The organism is Nostoc sp. CALU 546 (genome assembly GCF_048836525.1).
The window spans coordinates 22,378-42,896 of sequence record NZ_JAWJTF010000063.1; the positions used below are offsets into that span (position 1 = coordinate 22,378).

Below are 20,519 nucleotides of genomic sequence, written 5' to 3' on the forward strand. Positions count from 1 at the left end.
TCCAAACCCCCCAGATTTACAGGGGGTAGGGGCTGAGTATGATTTTTACTTATTTTCCTAACTTATTAGTAGTTAATGTGTGTACAGACACGATATGTTCGATTCTGTACCTGGAAATTCCTGAAATTTAGCTCTTTACAGTTCTTTGCCTCTGACAATACATCTGCTTTAAGGACAGATTATATTTATTGGCAATCACGTTGCTTTAATCAGGTGGTGAGTTAGGGTCACTATTTTCTTTGATGTAGCTTATTTTAACGCATTTTCTAAATTGACGACACACTGAATTGAGGAGTAGGGAGCAGAGGGGAAATACTTACTGGAACTTCCCCTCTGCTCATTTGCTCCTCTGCTTCTTCCAATGCCCGCTCGCCTAGTTGCTTTATGGTTCTACCCAGCGTTCATCTGCCTTAATGAGGTTAATTAATTCCTCTACACCTTTATCTTCTGGGACTTTTTTAATTTCTTCTCGGCCACGGTACAAAGAAATGTAACCGGGTGTTTTGCCAACATAGCCATAATCGGCATCTGCCATTTCTCCGGGGCCATTGACAATACAACCCATAACTGCAATATCCAAACCAGTTAAGTGTTTAGTTGCTTCCCGAACTTTGTGCAGCACTTCCTCTAGGTTAAACAAAGTGCGTCCACAGGAAGGACAAGCAACGTATTCCACCATCGTTTTTCGCAATCCCAAAGCTTGGAGAATGCTATAGCAAACGGGAATTTCTTTTTCTGGTGCTTCTGTCAATGAGACGCGAATGGTATCGCCAATGCCATCAGCTAGTAAGGTAGCAATACCGGCCGTGGATTTAATTCGCCCATATTCGCCATCACCGGCTTCCGTAACACCTAAATGTAACGGATAATCCATACCCAGGTCATCCATGCGCTTGGCAATGAGGCGATAGGCGGCTACCATCACCGGTACTCGTGAGGCTTTCATGGAAATTACCAAGTTGCGGAAATCCAAAGATTCACAGATGCGGATGAATTCTATAGCGGATTCCACCATTCCTTCGGGGGTGTCACCGTAAGTAAATAGCATTCTCTCTGCAAGGGAACCGTGATTTACCCCAATTCGCATCGATTTCCCTTGATCGCGCAAGGAAACTACCAGAGGCTCTAAGGTTTCGCGGATTTTATCGCCAATTTCGTCAAATTCGCTTTTAGTATATTCAGTTCTATTGATGTTTGGCTTTTCAAACACATACAAGCCCGGATTAATCCGTACTTTCTCAATGTGCTTGGCGACTTCCACGGCAATTTTCAGCCCATTGTGATGGACATCAGCCACAATTGGCACGTCTTGGTAAGTTTTAATTAATTTTTGTTTAATTTCGGCTAAAGCTTTAGCATGAGCCATACTTGGCACTGTGACGCGGACAATTTCGCAGCCAATTTCGTGCAGACGACGAATACCAGCCACGGAACCATCAATATCAAGGGTGTCTTCGTTAATCATTGACTGCACCACAACGGGGTAGCCACCGCCAATGGTGACATTTCCCACCTTTACGGGACGGGTTTTACGCCGCTTGATGGTTGTATCAAAGGTGTCTTGACTTGATGTGGGATTTGAAGTGTCTACTGCGGGCAGAGTTTGCATAACCTGACTAAGTAAATTTGCTGTTGCTCAAATATCAGATTTAATAAATCTCTGTTTCCCAGATTGCCACAGCAGGGGCATTTTTGGGCGATTAAATAGAAAAAAAAAGGAAAATAACACAGGTAAGCTAATAAAGAGCGATTTAGAGGTTTTGCTCATTTTTTAAAGATATTTTGCTTAAAAATCTTTTTATCTGAGTAGCTTGAGTAGCGATCGCTAAATTTATATTTACATAATACAAATATACTATTTAACCAAGAGGACGAGGAGCGATCGCCCCTAGCACCAGCTAAATTAGACTTATCACCAAATTATTTGACGCCCATGCTAGAAAGAACATCTACATTCCAGAAAGCCATAGAAGCAGTAGAAGCATTAGATCCAGAAGCTCAGGCTATTCTTGTAGATATTATCCAAAAGCGCCTCAAACAACAGCGACGGGATGACTTATTAAAAGAAATCGCGCAAGCAGAGAGTGATTATGCTCAGGGTAATGTCCGGCGTGGGTCAGTTGCAGATTTGATGGCGGAGTTAGATGAGTGAAAAATTTGGTTTGGAGTCCGACTTTTGTTCGTGTTTTTAAGCGTCTAGTCAAGAAAAATCCTGAGTTACGTTCTCAAATTGAGCAAGTATTACAACAAATAGCTGAAGACCCATTTCAACTCAGTTTACGTAGTCACAAGCTGAAAGGTGATTCATCGGGTAGATACTCATGTTCAATTGATTATCGTAATCGGATTTTATTTAAATTCGTTACAAACCCTGAATCAGGAGAGGAAGAAATTTTATTGCTAACTTTAGGCTCTCACGATGACGTTTACTAAATTCACCATTATTTTTAACTAAGGCAAGCTTAATAATTAGAAAATAATTACAGATTTTAAATGAACACTCAAAAAACAACCCAACTATCCATTCCTCTGCACTTTAAATCCGATAAAGTCGGCGAAGTTTCACGCGTACCTTACCAAGAACGTGCCGCCGAAGCTGAAATCTGGGCAAAACAACACGATATTAAACCAGCATCTTTAGATAAAACTCGTATTTGTCTACTATTAATCGATGTCCAAAACACCTTTTGTATTCCTGGTTTTGAATTATTTGTAGGTGGAAAATCCGGTAATGCGGCGGTGGATGATAACGTCAGATTATGCGAGTTTATCTATCAAAACTTGGGGGTAATTACAAAAATTGTACCCACTTTAGATACCCACACAGCAACGCAAATCTTCCATCCGATCTTTTGGGTGAACGCCGCCGGAGAACATCCCACTCCAGCAGCGACTAGCATCACACCAGTAGATATTGAACAAGGTATTTGGAAAGTTAACCCAGCCGTTGCTAACAGTGTTACTAATGGGGATTATGAATTATTAGAAAAACACGCTTACCATTACGTTAAGCAACTCAGTCAAGACGGTAAATATCCCCTCACAATTTGGCCTTATCATTCTATGTTGGGGGGTATTGGTCATGCTTTAGTTTCATCGGTAGAAGAAGCGATATTTTTCCACGGTATTGCGCGTCAAAGTCAGACGCAATTTGAAATCAAAGGTGAAAATCCTTTAACAGAAAACTATTCCATCTTACGTCCAGAGGTGTTGGAAGATTTTGAACAACGTCCACTTGCTCAAAAGAATACGCGCCTGATTAAACAACTTTTAGAATTTGATGCTGTAATTATTGGTGGTCAAGCTAAAAGTCATTGTGTCGCCTGGACAATTGATGATTTATTAACAGAAATTAAACAGGTAGATGCTAACCTTGCGAAAAAAATCTATCTACTAGAAGATTGCACTTCTCCTGTTGTTGTCCCTGGTGTTGTGGACTACACAGAACAGGCGGATAAAGCGTTTAAAAGGTTTGCAGAGGCAGGAATGCACATCGTCAAATCTAGCGAATTTGGGAATTGGGCATAGGGGATTGGGCATTGGGTTTAGTAGTCTCCCTCATCGCCTATTCTCTCATTTCTTTAAATAACCCTTGGGATCTTGCGCGACCCAACCCAGAGATGAGGTAGAACGCACTTCAAAATGGAGATGCGGTTGAGTGGAAGTTGGTCTTCCACTAGTGCCTACTGTTCCTAGTAAGTCTCCTTCTTTTAGTTGCTGACCGACGGTAACTTTGATACTGTCAAGCTGGGCGTAGCGGCTTTGGAGTCCGCCACTGTGGTTGATAATGACTAACTTGCCATAAGAACCTTGGTCGTTGGCAAAGGCTACGGTTCCAGGTGCGATCGCTAGCACATCTGTACCCACTGGTGCTAATAAGTCAATACCACTGTGGAAGAAAACTTCACCAGTTGCAGGATTAATTTGCCAGCCGTAAGGTAATCCCACAGTTACCACTTGCGCCAAGGGATATCCAGAAAGGGATGCAGGGTTTTGTGTTCCTGTATCAGCAGGTAAAGGGGATTTCGTTACAACACCATTTGGCGACCAATTTACCCCCGGAACAAACACAACTCTGGGGTCTTGTTGGCAACCATTCACCTCAAAAAGACTATCAGCACGAACTTTGTATTGTGCCGCCACTTGTCGCCAAGTTTGACCACGAGGTACTTCGACTACAATCCCATTGTAGGGAGGAATTTGAAGTACACTACCAACGGCGGCAGTTGCACCATTCTGCAAAGCTGGATTCATGCCAATAATAGTTGTAGGAATGAGATTGTAGCGCTGCGCTATGCTCTCCAAAGTTTCGCCACGAACTACTTTATGGCGTTGGAAGCGAGATAAGGCTGGGGTTGGGCAGCCACCCACAGCAGCATTGGCGCTATTGGTGTTTGGCAGTATGGATACTAGGCCCAAGGCGCTAACTAAGCTACAGAGAAACAGTTGACGAAAGGGTAAAGTCATGTATAAACGTCAAGAGCGCATTAACTTTAGATTTTAGATGGGAAGACTGGGGATTGGGGATTGGGGATTGGGGACTGGGGATTGGGGACTGGGGATTAGAAAACTCTTCTCTAGTCCCTATTTCCTAGTTCCCACTTCTGATCTGCTAGTCCCCAGTCCCCAGTCCCCAGTATCTACTTCCTACTTCCCACTTCCGATCTCCTAGTCCCCAGTCCCCAGTCCCTATTTCTTAGTTCCCACTTCCGATCTCCTAGTCCCCAATGCTCAATACCCAATCCCTAATTCTTCGTAAATTGATCTGTCCACTTGCCGTTAGCTTGACTACACTTAGAAATTAGCAACTGCATTGCTGTCCTTGAGCAAAATGATTATGAAGTTATCTTTAAAGCAACTGGCGGTTTATGTGTTTTTACTGGTGATTGGCGGTGGTGCAGGTTTGTTGGGCAGTCGCTATCTCCTGCCACAAAGTCGCTCCTTCCAACAGTTAAAAAATGTAACGATGGCTTTGCCACCAGAATCCGTGGTTCCGAATTCTCCTAACGGAGCAATTGGGGCTACTGGGGGCGATAACGTGAATTTTATTGCGACGGCAGTCCAAAAAGTTGGCCCGGCTGTGGTGCGAATTAATGCTACTCGCAAAGTAGCTAATCCCATCTCTGATGCATTGAAAAATCCCCTTTTGCGGCGATTCTTTGGAGAGGATGAGCAACCAATTCCTCAAGAAAGGATTGAGCGTGGTACAGGATCGGGATTCATTTTGAGCGAAAATGGAGAATTGCTCACTAACGCTCATGTGGTAGCCGATACAGATACAGTACAAGTCACCCTCAAGGATGGTCGGACTTTAGAGGGGAAGGTGGTGGGAGTGGATTCTGTGACAGATGTGGCAGTGGTGAAAATAAAAGCCGATAATTTACCAACAGTAAAGTTGGGAAATTCACAAAACTTGATACCAGGACAATGGGCGATCGCAATTGGCAATCCTCTGGGTTTAGATAATACTGTCACTATCGGCATTATCAGCGCTACGGATCGCACTAGCACTCAGGTTGGTGTCCCAGATAAGCGAGTCAGCTTTATCCAAACTGATGCCGCAATTAACCCTGGTAATTCTGGTGGCCCCTTGTTAAACGCTCAAGGCGAAGTGATTGGTGTTAATACAGCAATTCGCGCTGATGCTCAAGGACTCGGTTTTGCCATCCCCATTGAAACCGCCGCCCGCATCGCCAATCAACTTTTTACCAAAGGGCGTGTGGTACATCCCTTTTTAGGTATTGACATGGCAGACCTTTCTCCAACCAGAAAACAGCAGATTAATCAAGAAAATCAACTGAATATTCAGCAAGATGCGGGGATTGTGATTAAAGGAGTCACAGACGATTCCCCAGCCAAGCGTGGAGGACTGCTTCCTGGAGACGTGATTCAAAAAGTTAATGGTAAACCAGTCAAAACCTCAGCCCAAGTTCAGAAGCTGGTAGAGTCCAGCCAAGTTGGCGACGTTTTAGCGATCGAAGTCAACCGTAGCGGTAAAATTCAAACCTTTAAAGTCCAATCAGGAGCTTATCCTGAAAAGAAGTAGTCAGAATAATTCGTAATTGATAATGACGCTCTCTACGAGACACTAAAAGCGTAGCAAGCTTTAAGAGTAAGAGGACTCGCTACCGCTGCGTTCGCGGAGCGTCTCGTAGAGAAGACAGTAATTCGTAGTTGCAATACGCTCACGGACTCGTTAACGCTGTGCTATCAGTGGAAGTTTGAACTCTCCACTGTTTTGTTGAACACTGAATTTTTACAGTGTGGGTTGCTGTACCCTTATTAATTACGAATTACGAATTATTTGGTCAATAGTCCCAGAATGTTTGACTATTGACTATTGATTATTGACCATTAGACAAATGCTCTAACTGCATTCTCTGCTCCATCTGGCGCAGAAAATACCCCGTCATCATGGCCGACGCTAGAAGTCCAGCTAAGTTATCCCGATCCGTTGTGATTTGCACGTTGAAATTTTCCGCTGGGAGCATTCCTACTAGCCCTTGGACATTTTGCGAGATGATTTGTTTAATTTCGGGGCTAGCGGACTGAGCAATCCTAGCTAAAACATCAGGAGACTGATGCTGTAGATATTTGAGTAACTGATTAGGGTATTCCTCAAAGTGGTCGGAAAGAAGTTGATTAGGGTGTTCCTCGGAGTTGTCATTCAAAAAGTCAGGATTAAACACCATTGGCAGTTTTATTTAGCTTAATTGCTAACTCTACTCTAAACCATAGTACAAGGGTAGCGCATTCATCATTGGTATAAGTCAATAGGAGGGGAATGGGGAATGGGGAATGGGGAATGGGGAATGGGGAATGGGGAATAGTTCTTCTTCTTTTGCCTCCGCTGCTCCCTCATCCTCCTCATCCCCATCTAGCTAATCCCCCACTCCCTACTCCCTTTCAAGGGTAGGTATTTAAAAATCAGGCAGTAGAGAGGGTGATTTGAGAGACATGGAGTTGTGGAGTCAAGGAAGGCCAAGGTTCAGGGAAAAAGCTACCTTGAGGTAGGGGAAGACGATTAAGAACGGCAGCCTTAATCACTAAAAATCCACGACGGAAACATGAGAGACAACGATGGAAGACACTATTTTTCAAATTGCGTCGTGCAACGTGGGTTTGTGGTAATTCGTCTAAACTACTAATAGGCAAATTGGCATCAATAGCACCTCCAACACTAACCTGCCATAAAGTAGCGATTGCGATCGCTAACCAATGTCTCTCGGCTCGTTTGGTATCTGTCATTTTAGTTTGATGCCAAGCAAAACCACCTCTTTTACCGTCTTTAAATAGACATTCAATCCAAGAGCGCATCGAATACCAACAAGCATCCGCAACTTCGGGTTGTAAATCGGTGAGAATTAACCAAGGTTCGGCATAGCCCTCGTCATGACGGGCTAACAATGTACATTCAATCGGGTTACTTTTGAAACAAGTTACCAATGACTCAAATGACTGACCAACTTCTCGAACAAGAGTATTTAGAGGTAGCCAAGAAACAGTACCTTTAATTTGAAACTGCCCCTGAAGGTTAATCCGCATAAAAGGATGCCAACCACAGTTCAAGATTTGTTGATACAACCACTCAGCATAAAGCCCTCTATCTGTGGTGACAATTACAAACCAATCTGGTGGTACAGTTTTGTCTATATGGCGAAATAATTCTTCCCAGTGAGGTTTCCAACTTCCAGGAATGGTAGCTTCAACTATTTTCCAGGCAATTGGAATTCCACAGCCACGGTAAACAATGCTAATTGCTAATACAGTAAAGCGATCGCTTAAAGTTGAAGCATCTGCTGCCAATGCTAGACGTTTTTCACCTTTAGGCCAAAGACTTAGAATCCAAGATAGTAGTGGACTAAAACAAGATGTCACATCCAATGAAGTTCGACCAGTTTTTGTTTTATCTTCTGCGTCTCGATACCATTCCCGCAGTTGCTGACGTATAGTATTCTCCTTTTTACCCAGTAGTTCTGCTAAAAATACTGAAACCGTTGTCAGTCCACTTGATTGGGTCATTACTATCCCAAAAGTCCACATTGCCAGTACAACAGCTTGAGGTTTTGTGAGATTTGGCATTTTTTCAATTACTTTTCTAGTCCATTCTCTTAATTCCTCGCTTTTTCCTACTTGCATTCACCCTCCTGCACCCGTAGTAATTCTGCTGATAAAAGCTAGATAGTATTTTACCTGCAAAAATACGCCTTTATTAAATACCTACCCTTGAAAGCTCCCTACTCCCCACTCCCTACTCCCTTTAGTTCTAGCTCTAGTTCTAGTTGTTCTTCCTTTTGTGTGGTGGCAAGTATTTGGGGGAGTTGTTCGATTTGGAAATACTGATGAAATTTTGGGGTTACTTGGAGTGAGTAGGAACGAGAATCGCTGTCTCGGCGTTTGCGGATGAAACCCAGTTCTACGAGTTCTGGAACGTGCTGATATACTCCTGAACCTCGCAGGTTAATCAAGTCACTTTGGAGTATGGGACTATTAAGGGCGATCGCTGCTAAAGTCCGTAATGCACCTACACCCAATTCTACTGGTATCATCGTTTGCACTAAATCATGAAAATCAGACCGTAGTTGCAAACTATAACCATCTGGAGTTTCTACCACCTCTAAGGCGCTATCTCGGTGGGCATAGTTGTCCATGAGTTCAATTATGCCTTCTTTGACACTGGCGCGATCGCAGGCGGCATACTCGGCGATTTCGCCGAGCGACAAGGGTTTACCCTTTAAATAAAGAATTGCTTCTATCTTCGTCGCTGTGGCTGTAATCATTTAGTTATTAGTCATTGGTCATTAGTCATTGGTCATTAGTACATGACAACTAACAATCAATAAGTGTGTGGCATTATATCGTAAATTGTCAAAATATTGTTTGAAACTCTCAAATTGGGTATTGGGATTAGGGGAGAGGGGAGAGGTGACAGGTGATAGGGAATAATCTGTACCCTGTAACCTGTAACCTATTCCCTTCTCAAAAGCCTCTAGTTGTGAGAATAAATTCTGCGATCGCTAAATCTTGTGGAGTTGTCACTTTCAAATTTGTCTCCTCTCCCTCGACAATTCGGACTTCAATACCGCACTTTTCAAATAAAGCAGCGTCGTCAGTTACTTCCCAACCTTGACGAACACCTTCAGCATGGCACTGTTTCAACAACTTGACATCAAATCCTTGGGGAGTTTGTGCTGCCCACAATTTTCGTCTATCGGGTGTTTCTTGAATTATGCCTTGTTCATCGACAATTTTGATGGTGTCTTTGACGGGTACACCAGCAATTAAACCGGGACAGTGGCGAATGGCTTCGGCACAAGAGTTAAATAAATCTGGTGTGGCTAGGCATCTAGCGCCATCGTGAATCAACACTTGTTCTGCATCTACCGGCAGAGATTGCAAGCCATTGTAAACAGATTCTTGGCGGGTGGAGCCGCCTTGAATGAATTCTACTGGTTTAGTCAGCTTGAGATCGGCGAGAATTGCCTTGAAGTCCGGCCAATCAGTCGGCTGAGAAATAATCCCGATCCAACTGATGGTAGTGGCGGCTTCTGCGGCTAATAGAGTCCAAGCAATAATTGGTTGCGATCGCACTTTCAGTAGGAGTTTATTGCGGTTACTCCCCATTCTTTTTCCGATGCCCGCAGCTGGAATTAGTAAATACACAGAATTCCTCAATCTTTAAGCTATATATTTTCCCCTAAAATAGGGAGCGAGTAAGCGTCAATAAATATTATGCGAGTAGTAGCCCTTGTACCTGGCGGAATTGGCGACCAAATTCTCTTCTTTCCGACTCTAGATGACCTGAAGCGCCATTACCCTAACGCTCAGATAGATGTCGTTGTTGAACCCCGGTCAAAGGCTGCCTACCGAGTGAGCAAGTCAGTTCACGAGGTGCTGAACTTTGATTTTCAAGACCGTAATAGTCTGGCAGATTGGGGTAACTTGATCGGCAACATTCGCGATCGCGAATACGATGTCGTCATTGCTGTTAAGCAAATTTGGTTGCTTGGTCTTTTGCTCTGGTTGACGGGAATTCCCATACGTATTGGCTACAAAGGCAAAGGTTCGGTTTTTCTGACCCACGCTGTGCCATTTAAACCATCCCAGTATGCGGCGGCAGTATATCACGATTTGCTGCAACCATTGGAAATAAATAGTCCTGTCCCAGAGTTAGCAGTAAATGTGCCCAAACCAGACATTGAGTGGGCACAAAAGGAACAAAAACGCTTAGGGGTGAATGAAACAGGCTATATCTTGATTCATGGCGGTTTTGGCCAGTTATCCCAGGCTAAAGAACAGGATAAAATTTACCCTGTCGAAAGTTGGCATCAAATTATTCAAGGCTTCCAAGATAAGCAGCCGGATTTGCCTGTGGTGGTGATTAAGGGAACTGACGATGAGCAGTTTGTGCGATCGCTTCTGGGGTCTTCTCCAGATATCAAGGTGACTTCTCCAGATGATATTGGCAAGTTAACTGCTATGATCGCCGGGGCAAATTTGATGTTGTCTACTGATAATGCAGCACTACAACTGAGTGTTGCAGTCCAAACTTATACCATTGCTCTGTTTGGGCCTACTGATCCAGCTAAGTTGTTGCCAAAAAACGATAAATTCCTGGCTATTGCATCCCCCACGGGAAAAACGGCGGATGTTTCACCAAACGCCGTTTTGGAAAAGATTTGGGGTGGCTAAAGGGCAGTTTGTCCCGATTTCTGCAATAAGTCTATTGGATATCCAATGTAGTTATACGTTTGTGAATGACCGCAAAACCTGGTTGTGACAGCTAGATTTTGCGGTTATTTCAGTATTTAAAACCAGGCTAAAAACCAATACGGTTGGGTTAAGGGTTATTGGTGTAGATAATTGGTCTTTGAAGACGCGATAAATCGCGTCTCTACAAAAAACAGATTTTTCTCAATACTTTGTGCTTATTTGCGATCGCGCCGTCCCCGTCCACCTGCCCAAGGGGGTGGGCCTCCCGCATTGCGAATGCGAATCACTTCTCCGTTACTGCGAGTGATGCTAAAGGCATCAAAATCATAGTCGTCGTATTCTCCTACGACAGTCACTTTTTCACCCTGGCGCAAATTTAGCTGATGATGCCAACGTGGCCCGGCATCGACAATAATCTGTCCAGTGCCATCCTCTAATATAAATTCATTGCCAACAACACTGCGAATTTCACCAGAAACACTGACTCCTGGATCGCGCTGCAAATCACGGATTGGGATCTGTGCTTGAGCGGTGGGAATAACTACCGCTAACAGTGCAGATGTAAAGGTCATAGCAACAGTGGTTTTCATAAGAATTTATTGGTTTGAACTTCACTGGATAAAATGTAAACAGGAAGTATGACCAAAAAATGACCACAATTTGTTTGGATTTGTGGGTCAAAAGTCAATACAGTTCAAATAAGACCAAAACACTTGTAGAGACGGCGATTTATCGCGTCTCGAAAACCCACAATTTTGTATAATTAGCCCTTAACCCAAGCGTATTGCGTCAAAAGTGGCAGGGTAATTTGAAAGGTTGAGCCTTGATCGAGTGTACTGGTGACACTGATTTGTCCCCCGTGAACCTGAACAATTTGCTGGGCGATCGCTAATCCTAGTCCAAATCCACCCGATGCTCTAGAACGTTTTGGATCAGCTCGGTAAAACCGTTCAAATACATGAGGTAATGCATGGCTGGGAATGCCAATTCCAGTATCTTTAACCTGAATTAAAGCTTGTTCTAGCTGTCTAATCAGGCGCAGTTCAATGGTTCCGCCAGGGGTTGTATAGCGACAGGCGTTGCTGAGGAGATTAGCGATCGCTTGTTGTAACAAGTTTGCATCACCCTGAACTACAACAGCCGTATCGGGTAACTGACTGGTAAGTTCTAAAGAATGAATTTTTGCCTGTGACAACCATTCAGTAGACATACTCCCTAAAAGCTCTGTTAAATTCACCGATTCCATCGAGTCAGGAGCCAATAATCCTTCGTGTCGCGCCAGGAATAACAAATCACCCACCAACGTACTCATCTGTTTGGTAAGGCTGATAATCTTCTCAATGCGCTTTCGCAGTTTCATTAGTGAGTCGTCTAACTCATCTAAATCCATTAGCCCAACTTGGGCATTGCTCATGATTGCCGCTAAGGGGGCCCGGAGTTCGTGAGAAGCATTGGCAGTAAATCGCTGGAGTTGATCGCAGACTATTTCTAAACGCTGATTGGTTTCTCGCAGATTGATTTCTCGGTTCGCTAACTCTCGCTCCAGTTGATAGAAAAGATGAACTGCAAACAAAGCTGCGATCGTTCCAAATACAACAGAAATACACAATACAATCCAGGTAATTTGCCGATAAAAATCTTGATGTTGTATGCGTTGTACTAATAATTCTTCCTCGGTTTGAGCGAAGCGATCTATTTCTTGACGCGCCTGATCCATCGTTAATTTCCCTTCCTCCAACCACTCATAAAGGGACGCTACGGGAACCAAGGTATCAGTTTGTCCACGAATTCGTTTCAGTTCTCGCTGTAAGGTTAATTTCTGCTGAAATATTTCTAAATTATCATCAACCAGTGTGCGAATTTTTTTAATTTGCTGGGTTTGTTGGGCATTGTCTTGTACCAGTTTTTCTAATCGATTCAAGGATGGAGGAATAATTGTCTGAGCTTGCTTATAAGGAGCTAAAAATTCCTCCCGTTGAGTTAACCCATAACCTCGAACTCCAGTTTCAGCATCAATCAAGGCGTTGAGAAGCTGTTTTGTTTCTAGCCGTACTGTTTGAGTATGCTGCACCCAGGTTTCATCTTCTACCAGACTGGCTTTTAGCCAAGCAAAGGCTGATAGAGCCATAAACAAGCAGGTTATGGGAATGGCAACGATCGCTGTTCCCCGTACTCGAATTGGCAAAGTTTGCCAGCTTTGATAGAGCCGTTGAACCCGATAAGCCATAGATTACCCCGCAGGAGGTTCTAAACGATAGCCAGTGCCATAAACGGTTTCAATCCAAGTTTCTACACCAATCTCGCGCAGTCGTTGACGCAAGCGTTTTACACGAGCAACTACGGCATTACTCTCAGGTTCTTGTCCCCATTCCCAGAGTGCCTGTTCGATCTGATCGTGGGTGAGAATTTGCCGAGGATGGCGCATCATGTACTCTAGTAATTGAAAATCTCGGCTTTTCAATTTCAAGCTACTGCTTCCCCATTCCAGGCGCATGGTGTCGAGATGGAGCGATAGCCCGTTGACTTGCAAAGCATCACCACACCACAGGGGCGATCGCCGTCGCAATGCCCGCACCCGTGCCAGTAATTCTTCAATATCTACAGGTTTGACAAGGTAATCATCGGCTCCGGCATCTAGCCCCATCACTTTATCGACAGTGGTATCTTTTGCCGTCAACATCAAGATAGGAGACGCTTTTCCTGCTTGACGATACTGTTTGCACAGAAAGATACCATCTTCATCAGGCAACATCCAGTCAAAAATCAGCAGATCGTAATCTTTTTCACCCATCAACCATTGGGCTGTTGCCCCATCTTCGACGGCATCCACAATATGCCCTGAACGAGCCAAGGCGTCATGGAGCGGTTCTATTTGCTCTGGATCGTCTTCTACTAGCAAAATCCGCATTGTTCAATTGCAGCTAGTTGGGAATGGGGAATGGGGAATTGGGTTTTAGCATAGTTTGATTTTAGAGTGCCAACTTAACTTTCACGCAGCTAAAATATCTCAAAAAAAGCGTCATCTAATTCATAACCTAGCATTTGGGCCATGGATTTCAGGCGCGAGAGACTGGGGATGTCTTGCTGTTTGAGCCAATCACCTAAGACAAAGATTTTGTGCATTAAAAATATCTCTAAGGCTTCAGGATTGTACTGAATGCCTTCTTTGGAACTGAATTGGTGTGGTACTAGCATGGCGGCATAACGAGCAAATTCTCCAGCTTTCCAATCTAGTAAAAATGCTAACCAGGGGTATTTGGCATCTAGGCGCACAAACCACAGCCGGATTTCTGGAATTTCTGATAGTTCCCGTGGATCGTCAGGTTCAAGATCGTAATTGATATCAAAGCGTAGTTGCTGTTCATGGGATGCAATCCCATCTTGCAGCAGTTGTTCAAGCACCGTTGACGCAGGAGATATATCCAGATTGTTAATCAGGTCATTATTGAGTGCGATCGCAATTGTCTTTGACTCAGCAGCCACTTTCTTTTTGCTCAACTTTAGGATCGACAATCTACAGTAGCAGCTTTCAGGGCTTGACGCTAGATTGACCTTTAGGATCACAAAGTCTTGTTCACAAATCAATTAGTATTTACTGATACTTTTTTGCTGATAATTTGGTCAACCTATACAAGGTTTAGATTCAAGTCAGAGCTTCTCAAGTTTTGAGGGTTTGTAGTAAGCACTTTAGTGCTTAGAAAATAAGGACTAAAGTGCTGACTACAAACTTGACAGATTATTGGACTTCTTGCAGAAGTCGGGAAAAGGGGAAGGGGAAAGGGAAAGGTTCTGTATTTTGCCTTTCCCCTTTAACCTTTACCCTTTTCCCACCTCTTGCAAAAAGCACTTTTGCAAGAGGTCTATTTAGTTGCTAGCCTTGATATAAGCCTATGGCAATGACTGCGGTGGGCTATGCCTACACCACTCACGTACACTAGATTTTGCTACACTTAATTGTTACTTTTCTAGTTGCGATAAATACCGACATTTTATTAAAAAGTTACCACACGATTAATATGTATGCCATTAGAATTAGCCTACTTGGGTAAGGCAACACTTGCCCCAAGGTGGACATTTACAGCAATTTTAAGTTAAAGTTGTAATGAGTTTGTTTTAGATTAAGGTCTGACAAAGTAGCCATCAACAACCAAAAAATAGATCATTATTTATCGCCACCTGTTACTTCCGCAGCATCAAAAAGCCAAAACATAAGTACAGGTAGAACAATGGTGTGCAATATTATTGCATATATTAAATAACCAATAAACATTTTAGACGGGAAAATTCCCCTAACAGTTAACAAGCTGTAATATGCAAAAACAAACAATTACGACAAAACCAATTCGTTCTTTAGAAGATGCGCTTGAGCGCTGTCAAATTCTGGGTATGCGCGTCAGTCGTCAGCGTCGCTTTATTCTGGAATTACTTTGGCAAGCAAATGAACATCTTGCGGCAAGAGAGATTTACGATCGCTTGAATCAACAAGGCAAAGAGATCGGTCATACTTCTGTTTATCAAAACTTAGAAGCATTATCCAGTCAAGGCATCATTGAATGTATTGAACGCTGTGATGGGCGTTTGTACGGCAATATCAGTGACTCTCACAGTCACATAAACTGTGTGGATACAAATCAAATTCTTGATGTTCATGTGGAACTACCAGAAGATTTGATCCGCAAAATTGAAGAAGAAACAGGAGTGCAGATTACTGACTACAGTATTAACTTTTTTGGCTACCGGAATCCGCAAGAGGGTTAGGGAATGCTATTGGGGAATGGGGAGTGGGGAGTAGGGAATAGAGGGACAAAGGAGAAATTTTTGATTAATGCCCGATGCCCAATGCCCAATGCCCAATTCCCTATTCTCCAATAACATTATTGCCAAAAACTGTCTCATCATCGGCATCATCATCGTATAAATCTATTGGTACAATAGTTCCTTCGCAGCTTTCAATTAGTCCGATCGCAGGTGTGTTGCTCCAATTAACATCTGTGTTTGTCGCAATGTGGACAGTGTTTAAGAAGGGTTGCTGCGATGCCTGGAGCGGTAAACTACGCAAACTTTTCAGTTTTTGAAATGACTCTTTAGAGAACAAGCCACCATTATCTGTAGCTAATTTTTTGTTAGCCTCAGTCAAAATGGTGTCAAATAAACAGGCGTTAGTAAGGTTGGCAGAATTAAGATTTATCCCCATAAGGTTAGCCTGTCGTAGGTTTGCGCCTGTAAGGTTAGCCTGTTGCAGGTTTGCACCTACGAGGTTAGCCTGTTGCAGGTTTGCACCTGCGAGGTTAGCCTGTTGCAAATTAGCTCCAGCCAAATTCGCCCCGATTAACTCCGCATTGGATAAGTTTGTCTGCTCAAGATTTACCCCAATTAACATTACTTGCAATAAAGAGGCTCCTGATAAATTGAGTCCAGCTAAAGACTTGATTCGGGTTGCGAAGGCACTTTTGTGCAAAACGGTTGTCCTCGCAATTAGGACACTTAAAGCCTCTGGATTGAATTCTGTGAAATTGAGCGGATTCCCACAAGGCCAAAAAGGGATTTTTGTTTCTCGATAGCACGCACAAAGCAATAAAAACACATTTAGTCCCACAGCAGCATTCACTTGCTCAACATTCACCGGATTTTGCAGTGTGTGGAAATGAGTCAAAGCTTTGTGGGCTATTCCTTCGTCTAGCCAACGCCCTTGACAGTAAGCACGCCAAAAAGACAAAAGCCGTTGGAACAATACTTCAAAAGAAAATTTGTGCTTTTGCTCCCGGCGTAAAATTGCGATCGCCAGTTCTTCAATTTCTTGGCTAAGTATCCCGTAACCCAGTAAATTGTAAATATGCTGGGCAACGCTACTAGGAGAATCAAGCACAAAAACAAGGCTACCATAAACCTCATTTTGGTACTGAGTTAGAAATTTAAGTTGGGCAGCAATGGCATCTGCACAAAGAGATTCTCCTAGCTTCAGATGCGAAAACTCAATTAAACTACTTTTGGCTGCGCTTTCTAAATCCCGAATTTTAAAATAAAAGCCTGGTAGAGGATTAAATTCACCAGCCAGATTAATTTGATGACGTTGCGAGTGTAAAATTTTGAGAGCGATCGCTTGCATCTGCTCAAGTAAATCTTGGGGATGACGATTAGCGAGTAAATTAGCGATCGCTTCTGGAGTTCGGTGGATATGAGCCGATCCTGTACGCAGTAGCATCGTCTTGATCCCACCAGTTAGCGGATAACCCAATAACCATCGACTCAGACGATGATAAATTTCCCATAACAGAGAAGACTTTGGAGCATTAGCGGCTAATTGCAATAGTTCATCATCTAGCAGTCCGTCGCGGTGTAAAATGCCCAATAAATGCAGCATTAAGGGTTGGCGGATCAGAGCAGATAATTCTCTTAACTTGGACTGGCTGGTAAATAAACCCGCCTGTTTTAACAATGTAAAGAAATTTTGAGCGATCGCTAACGATTGCACTTTTGCCCATTGCTGAAACCATTGTTTGAGTTCATCCACATCGAAGGGCTGAATGATAATTCGCCTCAATGGCAACGGGATCTCTGGGGCGATTTCCTGTAATGTTGTTGACCGACTCGTTAACACAATTTTGTGTCTATACTGAAATTTAAAGTTCAGTAATTGCTGAATAAAAATGGCTTTTGCCCTGATACCTTGAGCAGAAGGGGGCAGTTCATCCAAACCATCCAGCAGCAATAGACAAGGCAGATTTTCTTGCTCTAACCAAGTTGAAAGATTAACAGGAAAAGCAGAATTTAGGGTTTCGGTAAAAGTTTTGCCATATTTTACATCCCGTAACTTAATTAATATAGGCATCCAAGTAGGGTAAAATTCTTCTGCTACCTGTGCTGCCCAAAGTTGGCAAAAACTAGTTTTTCCATAACCAGGTTCCGATTCAATGACGGCGATCGTTTCTAAATCACTTAGCTGTTGTTGCGCCCAAGTCTTTAAATCAACTGGTTTAACAGTTTTTTTATCTTGCTCAGAAATATTTTCTTCTATTGGTAAGCCTTTTTGCGGCACATAGAGATCCTTAAGGGCAAAGGATTCCATCAGCAAAGGCATACTCAGATTTTTAATCAAACTTGCACGGTAATGTTCTCGGTGCAAATCAATTTTTTCAGCGATCGTAGAACCAACTTCTGGAGTGATCAAGCTGGGAGATAATGAAATTCCCAAACGGAAAAATTTTTGCAGTTGGGCTAAAGGGGCAGCATTTTCAGTAACGACTACCAGTAAATGACCAGGAAGTGAGTTGACTAAACGCTGTATTAAGAGTTTAGCTTCAACTTCCTCTGCACCATTGGCAACTAACCAAGCCATAGCAGCATTATTTATTTGTTGCACCAGTAATGAATCTGCAACCAAAGATAATGCTTGTTCAGCTTGAGTATCAGTCAATTTACCAGGGCTGAGAGTTTTCAACAATCCTTGCAGTTGCGAATCTTGGAGGATGAGTTTACCCACGCCCTCTTGAAGTATTTGTGCTTGGATTGGTATACTTGCCCGGTCTAGCCACGGTCTTTGTAAGCTTGCTTCCTGCTCTAGAATTGCTTGCAAAGCTTGAAGATAGGCAATTTGAAACGCCAGCCATGTGCCCTCATTACGTTTTAACGGTTTTTTTTGGCTGAGACTACGCAACAAGTTTTCTGTCAACTGGGAAATGACACTGATTTCTTCCCAAACAATCCCTAAAGGCAGTTCTAAAACCTCTACCAAGGTACAGATATCAAAAGGCATGAGGCTTTTGACTTCCATATCCTGAACAATCCGGTAAGCAATACCTGCCAATTGTCCCGCTGAAAATCCTCTGATTTGATTGATTGGGATATAGCGTTCCGCCAACCAGTGCCGAATACTCAAGTTCATTTAATTACACAGTGAAGGCTGCACAAGGCAATTATGATCGATTTATCAGTTTGCGAAAACAGGTAACAATGGGGAAGACAAAGTTTTGTATCAAAGCTGTTTTCTGATTGGTAAAAAACAGTGCTTGCGTAATTGAGTAGACTATGAGTGATCGCCATCTAAAATTATTGTTAATCGACCAAGACCCGATTTTTCGTCTGGGATTACGGGTAACTCTAGAAGCAATTCCTAACCTAGAAGTAATAGCAGTGGTAGAAACTGATACCGCTGCCTTGCAGATTTTAGCAGAAATTGCTCAAGAAGACCCCAACCAGCTAAATTTGGTGGTTTTGGAATTCGGTAATGGTCGCTCCATCACTAGTCAACAGCTAGGTTTACAATTCTGTCGGCAACTTAGAGCCTTATATCCCAACCTGCCAATTTTGCTTCTCAGTTCTGTGCAAGAACCAGGATTGCTATTAGCTGCAAAATCTGTTGGTGTAAATGGCTACTGCCCGAAAGGTACACCACTCCCGGAATTAGTCGCCGCCATGCAAGAAGTTGCAGATGGTGGTTCCTATTGGTTTCGGGACACAGAAGCAATCACATCCTCACTCCCTAGTACAGACGCGATTAATCATGTCTCTTCCCACTCCCCACTCCCTTTTTCTAAACTGCGAAATAATTTACGTTTGTCAGGATTTGGTTACATTGACGCTACCTTAGCCGTAGTCACAGCCCAATTACAAGTTCCCGGATTACCAGTCTTAGATCGAGCAATTCTAGCTGGACAGCGACGAGAACTGCTAGCAGCTCGTTGGTTGCTAAATCGGTTGTTGGTTTCATCACAAGAAAGGCGAGAAGAAGATATTCCGGTTGCTGATGAGCCGCCTTTGACCCCTTCGTTGAGTAGTGCTATTGAGCAAAGGAAAATGTCACCTCTACTTAGTCCAGGAGCGCTACAATCTGCCTTGTTTGCGTCTTGCATTACCAAACTTCAATTTCCTTTACAGAATGTCACAGATGTAGCTTTAGAAATTGACATTTTTCGTGAAGAGAAAAAACGAGAATTACTTTATCTTATCCTACAAAAATTAGCTGATCAGTTGGATGAACTGCGTGCTTCTCAAATTGAGATTAATCAATTATATGAAGTGAAATATATCTTGTTGCGCGATTTATGGCAATCAGCAATCACAGTTTTTTTTGGAAGGTTTTCTAGAATAAAAATAGGTGATAAAAACATAGAAATTGTTGATTTATTACTGCAAAATACAGAAGCAGTGCAAAGAGATATCCTCAATCAAATTCCGCTAGTTTGTGAGTTGTATTGTTATCTACTATTTCAAACAGAATTGTATATTGATAATGGCTCTTATCCCGCAGTGAGCCATGAAGCAAAGTCCCAAGCATTAATGATTTTAGAGAACTTGTTGATTCAGATAGCTAATGGCGTAGTGCAACCACTACTCAACTCTTTAGCAGATGTAGAAAAGATTAAGCAAAATTTATATAGTCGCCAATTTATTTCTACAAGAGAGATTGAACGGTTTAGAAACGATTTATCATGGAAATATCGGTTAAAAAATTATATAGATGAGCCAAAAGCAGTTTTTGAAAGCCGTTATGATTTATTTGTAATTGCACCTCGTGGTATTGCCAAAACTTCAGTTTATGCTCCTCGAAATCAGGAATTAGCCAAACTTTCTAATATTCCTTTAGTGGTGACATTATTTTTAGAATTTAGTGATGCGATCGCACCACGTTTAAAAACATTAGTATCCTTTGTAGGTAGCGGTATAGTCTTCATTTTAACCCAAATAATTGGTAGGGGTTTAGGTTTAATCGGTCGTGGTATTCTTCAAGGTATTGGTAGTGTTTCGTTAATAGAAAAGAACTTTAGAAAAAATAGCGATCGGACTAAGTAAACAAGCCAGAAAGCAAA

At 42.8% G+C, this 20,519-nt stretch carries 18 protein-coding genes; 7 read left to right on the forward strand and 11 right to left on the reverse strand.

The window, feature by feature from the left end:
* Nucleotides 1-382: 382 nt before the first annotated feature.
* Nucleotides 383-1,609: a (E)-4-hydroxy-3-methylbut-2-enyl-diphosphate synthase gene (gene ispG, locus RRG12_RS26390; RefSeq protein WP_420761219.1), complete on the reverse strand. Its 1,227-nt coding sequence runs from the start codon at nucleotides 1,607-1,609 to the stop codon at nucleotides 383-385.
* 324 nt (nucleotides 1,610-1,933) lie between these two features.
* Between ispG and RRG12_RS26395 the strand changes: the two genes are divergently transcribed.
* Genes RRG12_RS26395 through RRG12_RS26405 form a run of 3 tightly spaced genes read left to right on the forward strand, consistent with a single transcriptional unit; the run spans nucleotide 1,934 to nucleotide 3,528 of the window.
* The gene (locus RRG12_RS26395) at nucleotides 1,934-2,152 is read left to right on the forward strand and encodes a hypothetical protein (RefSeq protein WP_420761220.1); all 219 of its coding nucleotides are present in this window, start codon (nucleotides 1,934-1,936) and stop codon (nucleotides 2,150-2,152) included.
* A complete protein-coding gene (locus RRG12_RS26400) occupies nucleotides 2,149-2,433 on the forward strand; it encodes a type II toxin-antitoxin system YafQ family toxin (protein ID WP_420761221.1) in 285 nt (94 codons plus the stop codon). Before RRG12_RS26395 ends, RRG12_RS26400 begins: the two co-directional genes overlap by 4 nt.
* Nucleotides 2,434-2,493: 60 nt before the next feature.
* The gene (locus RRG12_RS26405; RefSeq protein WP_420761222.1) at nucleotides 2,494-3,528 is read left to right on the forward strand and encodes an isochorismatase; all 1,035 of its coding nucleotides are present in this window, start codon (nucleotides 2,494-2,496) and stop codon (nucleotides 3,526-3,528) included.
* Nucleotides 3,529-3,573: 45 nt separating this feature from the next.
* Here the strand turns inward: RRG12_RS26405 and RRG12_RS26410 are convergent, their stop codons facing one another.
* Nucleotides 3,574-4,467, reverse strand: coding sequence for a LysM peptidoglycan-binding domain-containing M23 family metallopeptidase (locus tag RRG12_RS26410; RefSeq protein WP_420761223.1), 894 nt, complete (start codon nucleotides 4,465-4,467; stop codon nucleotides 3,574-3,576).
* A 370-nt stretch (nucleotides 4,468-4,837) separates the two neighbouring features.
* On the opposite strand from RRG12_RS26410, the gene RRG12_RS26415 reads away from it, so the two are divergent.
* Nucleotides 4,838-6,046, forward strand: a complete 1,209-nt coding sequence (locus RRG12_RS26415) for an HhoA/HhoB/HtrA family serine endopeptidase (protein WP_420761224.1) — start codon at nucleotides 4,838-4,840, stop codon at nucleotides 6,044-6,046.
* 298 nt (nucleotides 6,047-6,344) lie between these two features.
* Here RRG12_RS26415 and RRG12_RS26420 read toward each other — a convergent pair whose 3' ends face one another.
* From RRG12_RS26420 to ispD, 4 genes are all read right to left on the reverse strand, one after another.
* Entirely contained in the window at nucleotides 6,345-6,692 is a 348-nt protein-coding gene (locus RRG12_RS26420) for a DUF760 domain-containing protein (protein ID WP_420761225.1), read from the reverse strand.
* Nucleotides 6,693-6,927: 235 nt separating this feature from the next.
* Nucleotides 6,928-8,139 (reverse strand): endonuclease, encoded by a 1,212-nt coding sequence (locus RRG12_RS26425; protein WP_420758009.1) that lies wholly within the window; start codon nucleotides 8,137-8,139, stop codon nucleotides 6,928-6,930.
* Nucleotides 8,140-8,237: 98 nt separating this feature from the next.
* On the reverse strand, nucleotides 8,238-8,780 hold the full coding sequence (scpB, locus tag RRG12_RS26430; protein ID WP_069072056.1) for an SMC-Scp complex subunit ScpB: 543 nt from the start codon (nucleotides 8,778-8,780) through the stop codon (nucleotides 8,238-8,240).
* Between the two features lie 199 nt (nucleotides 8,781-8,979).
* On the reverse strand, nucleotides 8,980-9,663 hold the full coding sequence (ispD, locus tag RRG12_RS26435; protein ID WP_420761226.1) for a 2-C-methyl-D-erythritol 4-phosphate cytidylyltransferase: 684 nt from the start codon (nucleotides 9,661-9,663) through the stop codon (nucleotides 8,980-8,982).
* Nucleotides 9,664-9,732: 69 nt separating this feature from the next.
* Between ispD and RRG12_RS26440 the strand changes: the two genes are divergently transcribed.
* Nucleotides 9,733-10,692 carry a glycosyltransferase family 9 protein gene (locus RRG12_RS26440; RefSeq protein ID WP_069072058.1) on the forward strand — a complete coding sequence of 320 codons (960 nt, stop codon included), beginning with the start codon at nucleotides 9,733-9,735 and terminating at the stop codon, nucleotides 10,690-10,692.
* A gap of 236 nt (nucleotides 10,693-10,928) precedes the next feature.
* On the opposite strand, the gene RRG12_RS26445 is transcribed toward RRG12_RS26440, so the two are convergent.
* The 4 genes from RRG12_RS26445 to RRG12_RS26460 form a co-directional block, all read right to left on the reverse strand.
* Nucleotides 10,929-11,303 carry a DNA-binding protein gene (locus tag RRG12_RS26445; RefSeq protein WP_420761227.1) on the reverse strand — a complete coding sequence of 125 codons (375 nt, stop codon included), beginning with the start codon at nucleotides 11,301-11,303 and terminating at the stop codon, nucleotides 10,929-10,931.
* Between the two features lie 173 nt (nucleotides 11,304-11,476).
* Nucleotides 11,477-12,940 carry a sensor histidine kinase gene (locus RRG12_RS26450; protein ID WP_420761228.1) on the reverse strand — a complete coding sequence of 488 codons (1,464 nt, stop codon included), beginning with the start codon at nucleotides 12,938-12,940 and terminating at the stop codon, nucleotides 11,477-11,479.
* Nucleotides 12,941-12,943: 3 nt separating this feature from the next.
* Nucleotides 12,944-13,621 (reverse strand): two-component system response regulator RppA, encoded by a 678-nt coding sequence (gene rppA / locus RRG12_RS26455; RefSeq protein ID WP_181928783.1) that lies wholly within the window; start codon nucleotides 13,619-13,621, stop codon nucleotides 12,944-12,946.
* An 89-nt stretch (nucleotides 13,622-13,710) separates the two neighbouring features.
* On the reverse strand, nucleotides 13,711-14,196 hold the full coding sequence (locus RRG12_RS26460; protein ID WP_420761229.1) for a CRR6 family NdhI maturation factor: 486 nt from the start codon (nucleotides 14,194-14,196) through the stop codon (nucleotides 13,711-13,713).
* A gap of 828 nt (nucleotides 14,197-15,024) precedes the next feature.
* Here RRG12_RS26460 and RRG12_RS26465 point away from each other — a divergent pair.
* The gene (locus RRG12_RS26465; RefSeq protein WP_069072063.1) at nucleotides 15,025-15,471 is read left to right on the forward strand and encodes a Fur family transcriptional regulator; all 447 of its coding nucleotides are present in this window, start codon (nucleotides 15,025-15,027) and stop codon (nucleotides 15,469-15,471) included.
* A gap of 100 nt (nucleotides 15,472-15,571) precedes the next feature.
* On the opposite strand, the gene RRG12_RS26470 is transcribed toward RRG12_RS26465, so the two are convergent.
* Complete coding sequence (locus RRG12_RS26470) at nucleotides 15,572-18,595, reverse strand: pentapeptide repeat-containing protein (protein WP_420761230.1); 3,024 nt, start codon at nucleotides 18,593-18,595, stop codon at nucleotides 15,572-15,574.
* A 143-nt stretch (nucleotides 18,596-18,738) separates the two neighbouring features.
* Between RRG12_RS26470 and RRG12_RS26475 the strand changes: the two genes are divergently transcribed.
* Nucleotides 18,739-20,502, forward strand: a complete 1,764-nt coding sequence (locus tag RRG12_RS26475) for a DUF3685 domain-containing protein (RefSeq protein WP_420761231.1) — start codon at nucleotides 18,739-18,741, stop codon at nucleotides 20,500-20,502.
* Nucleotides 20,503-20,519: the final 17 nt, after the last annotated feature.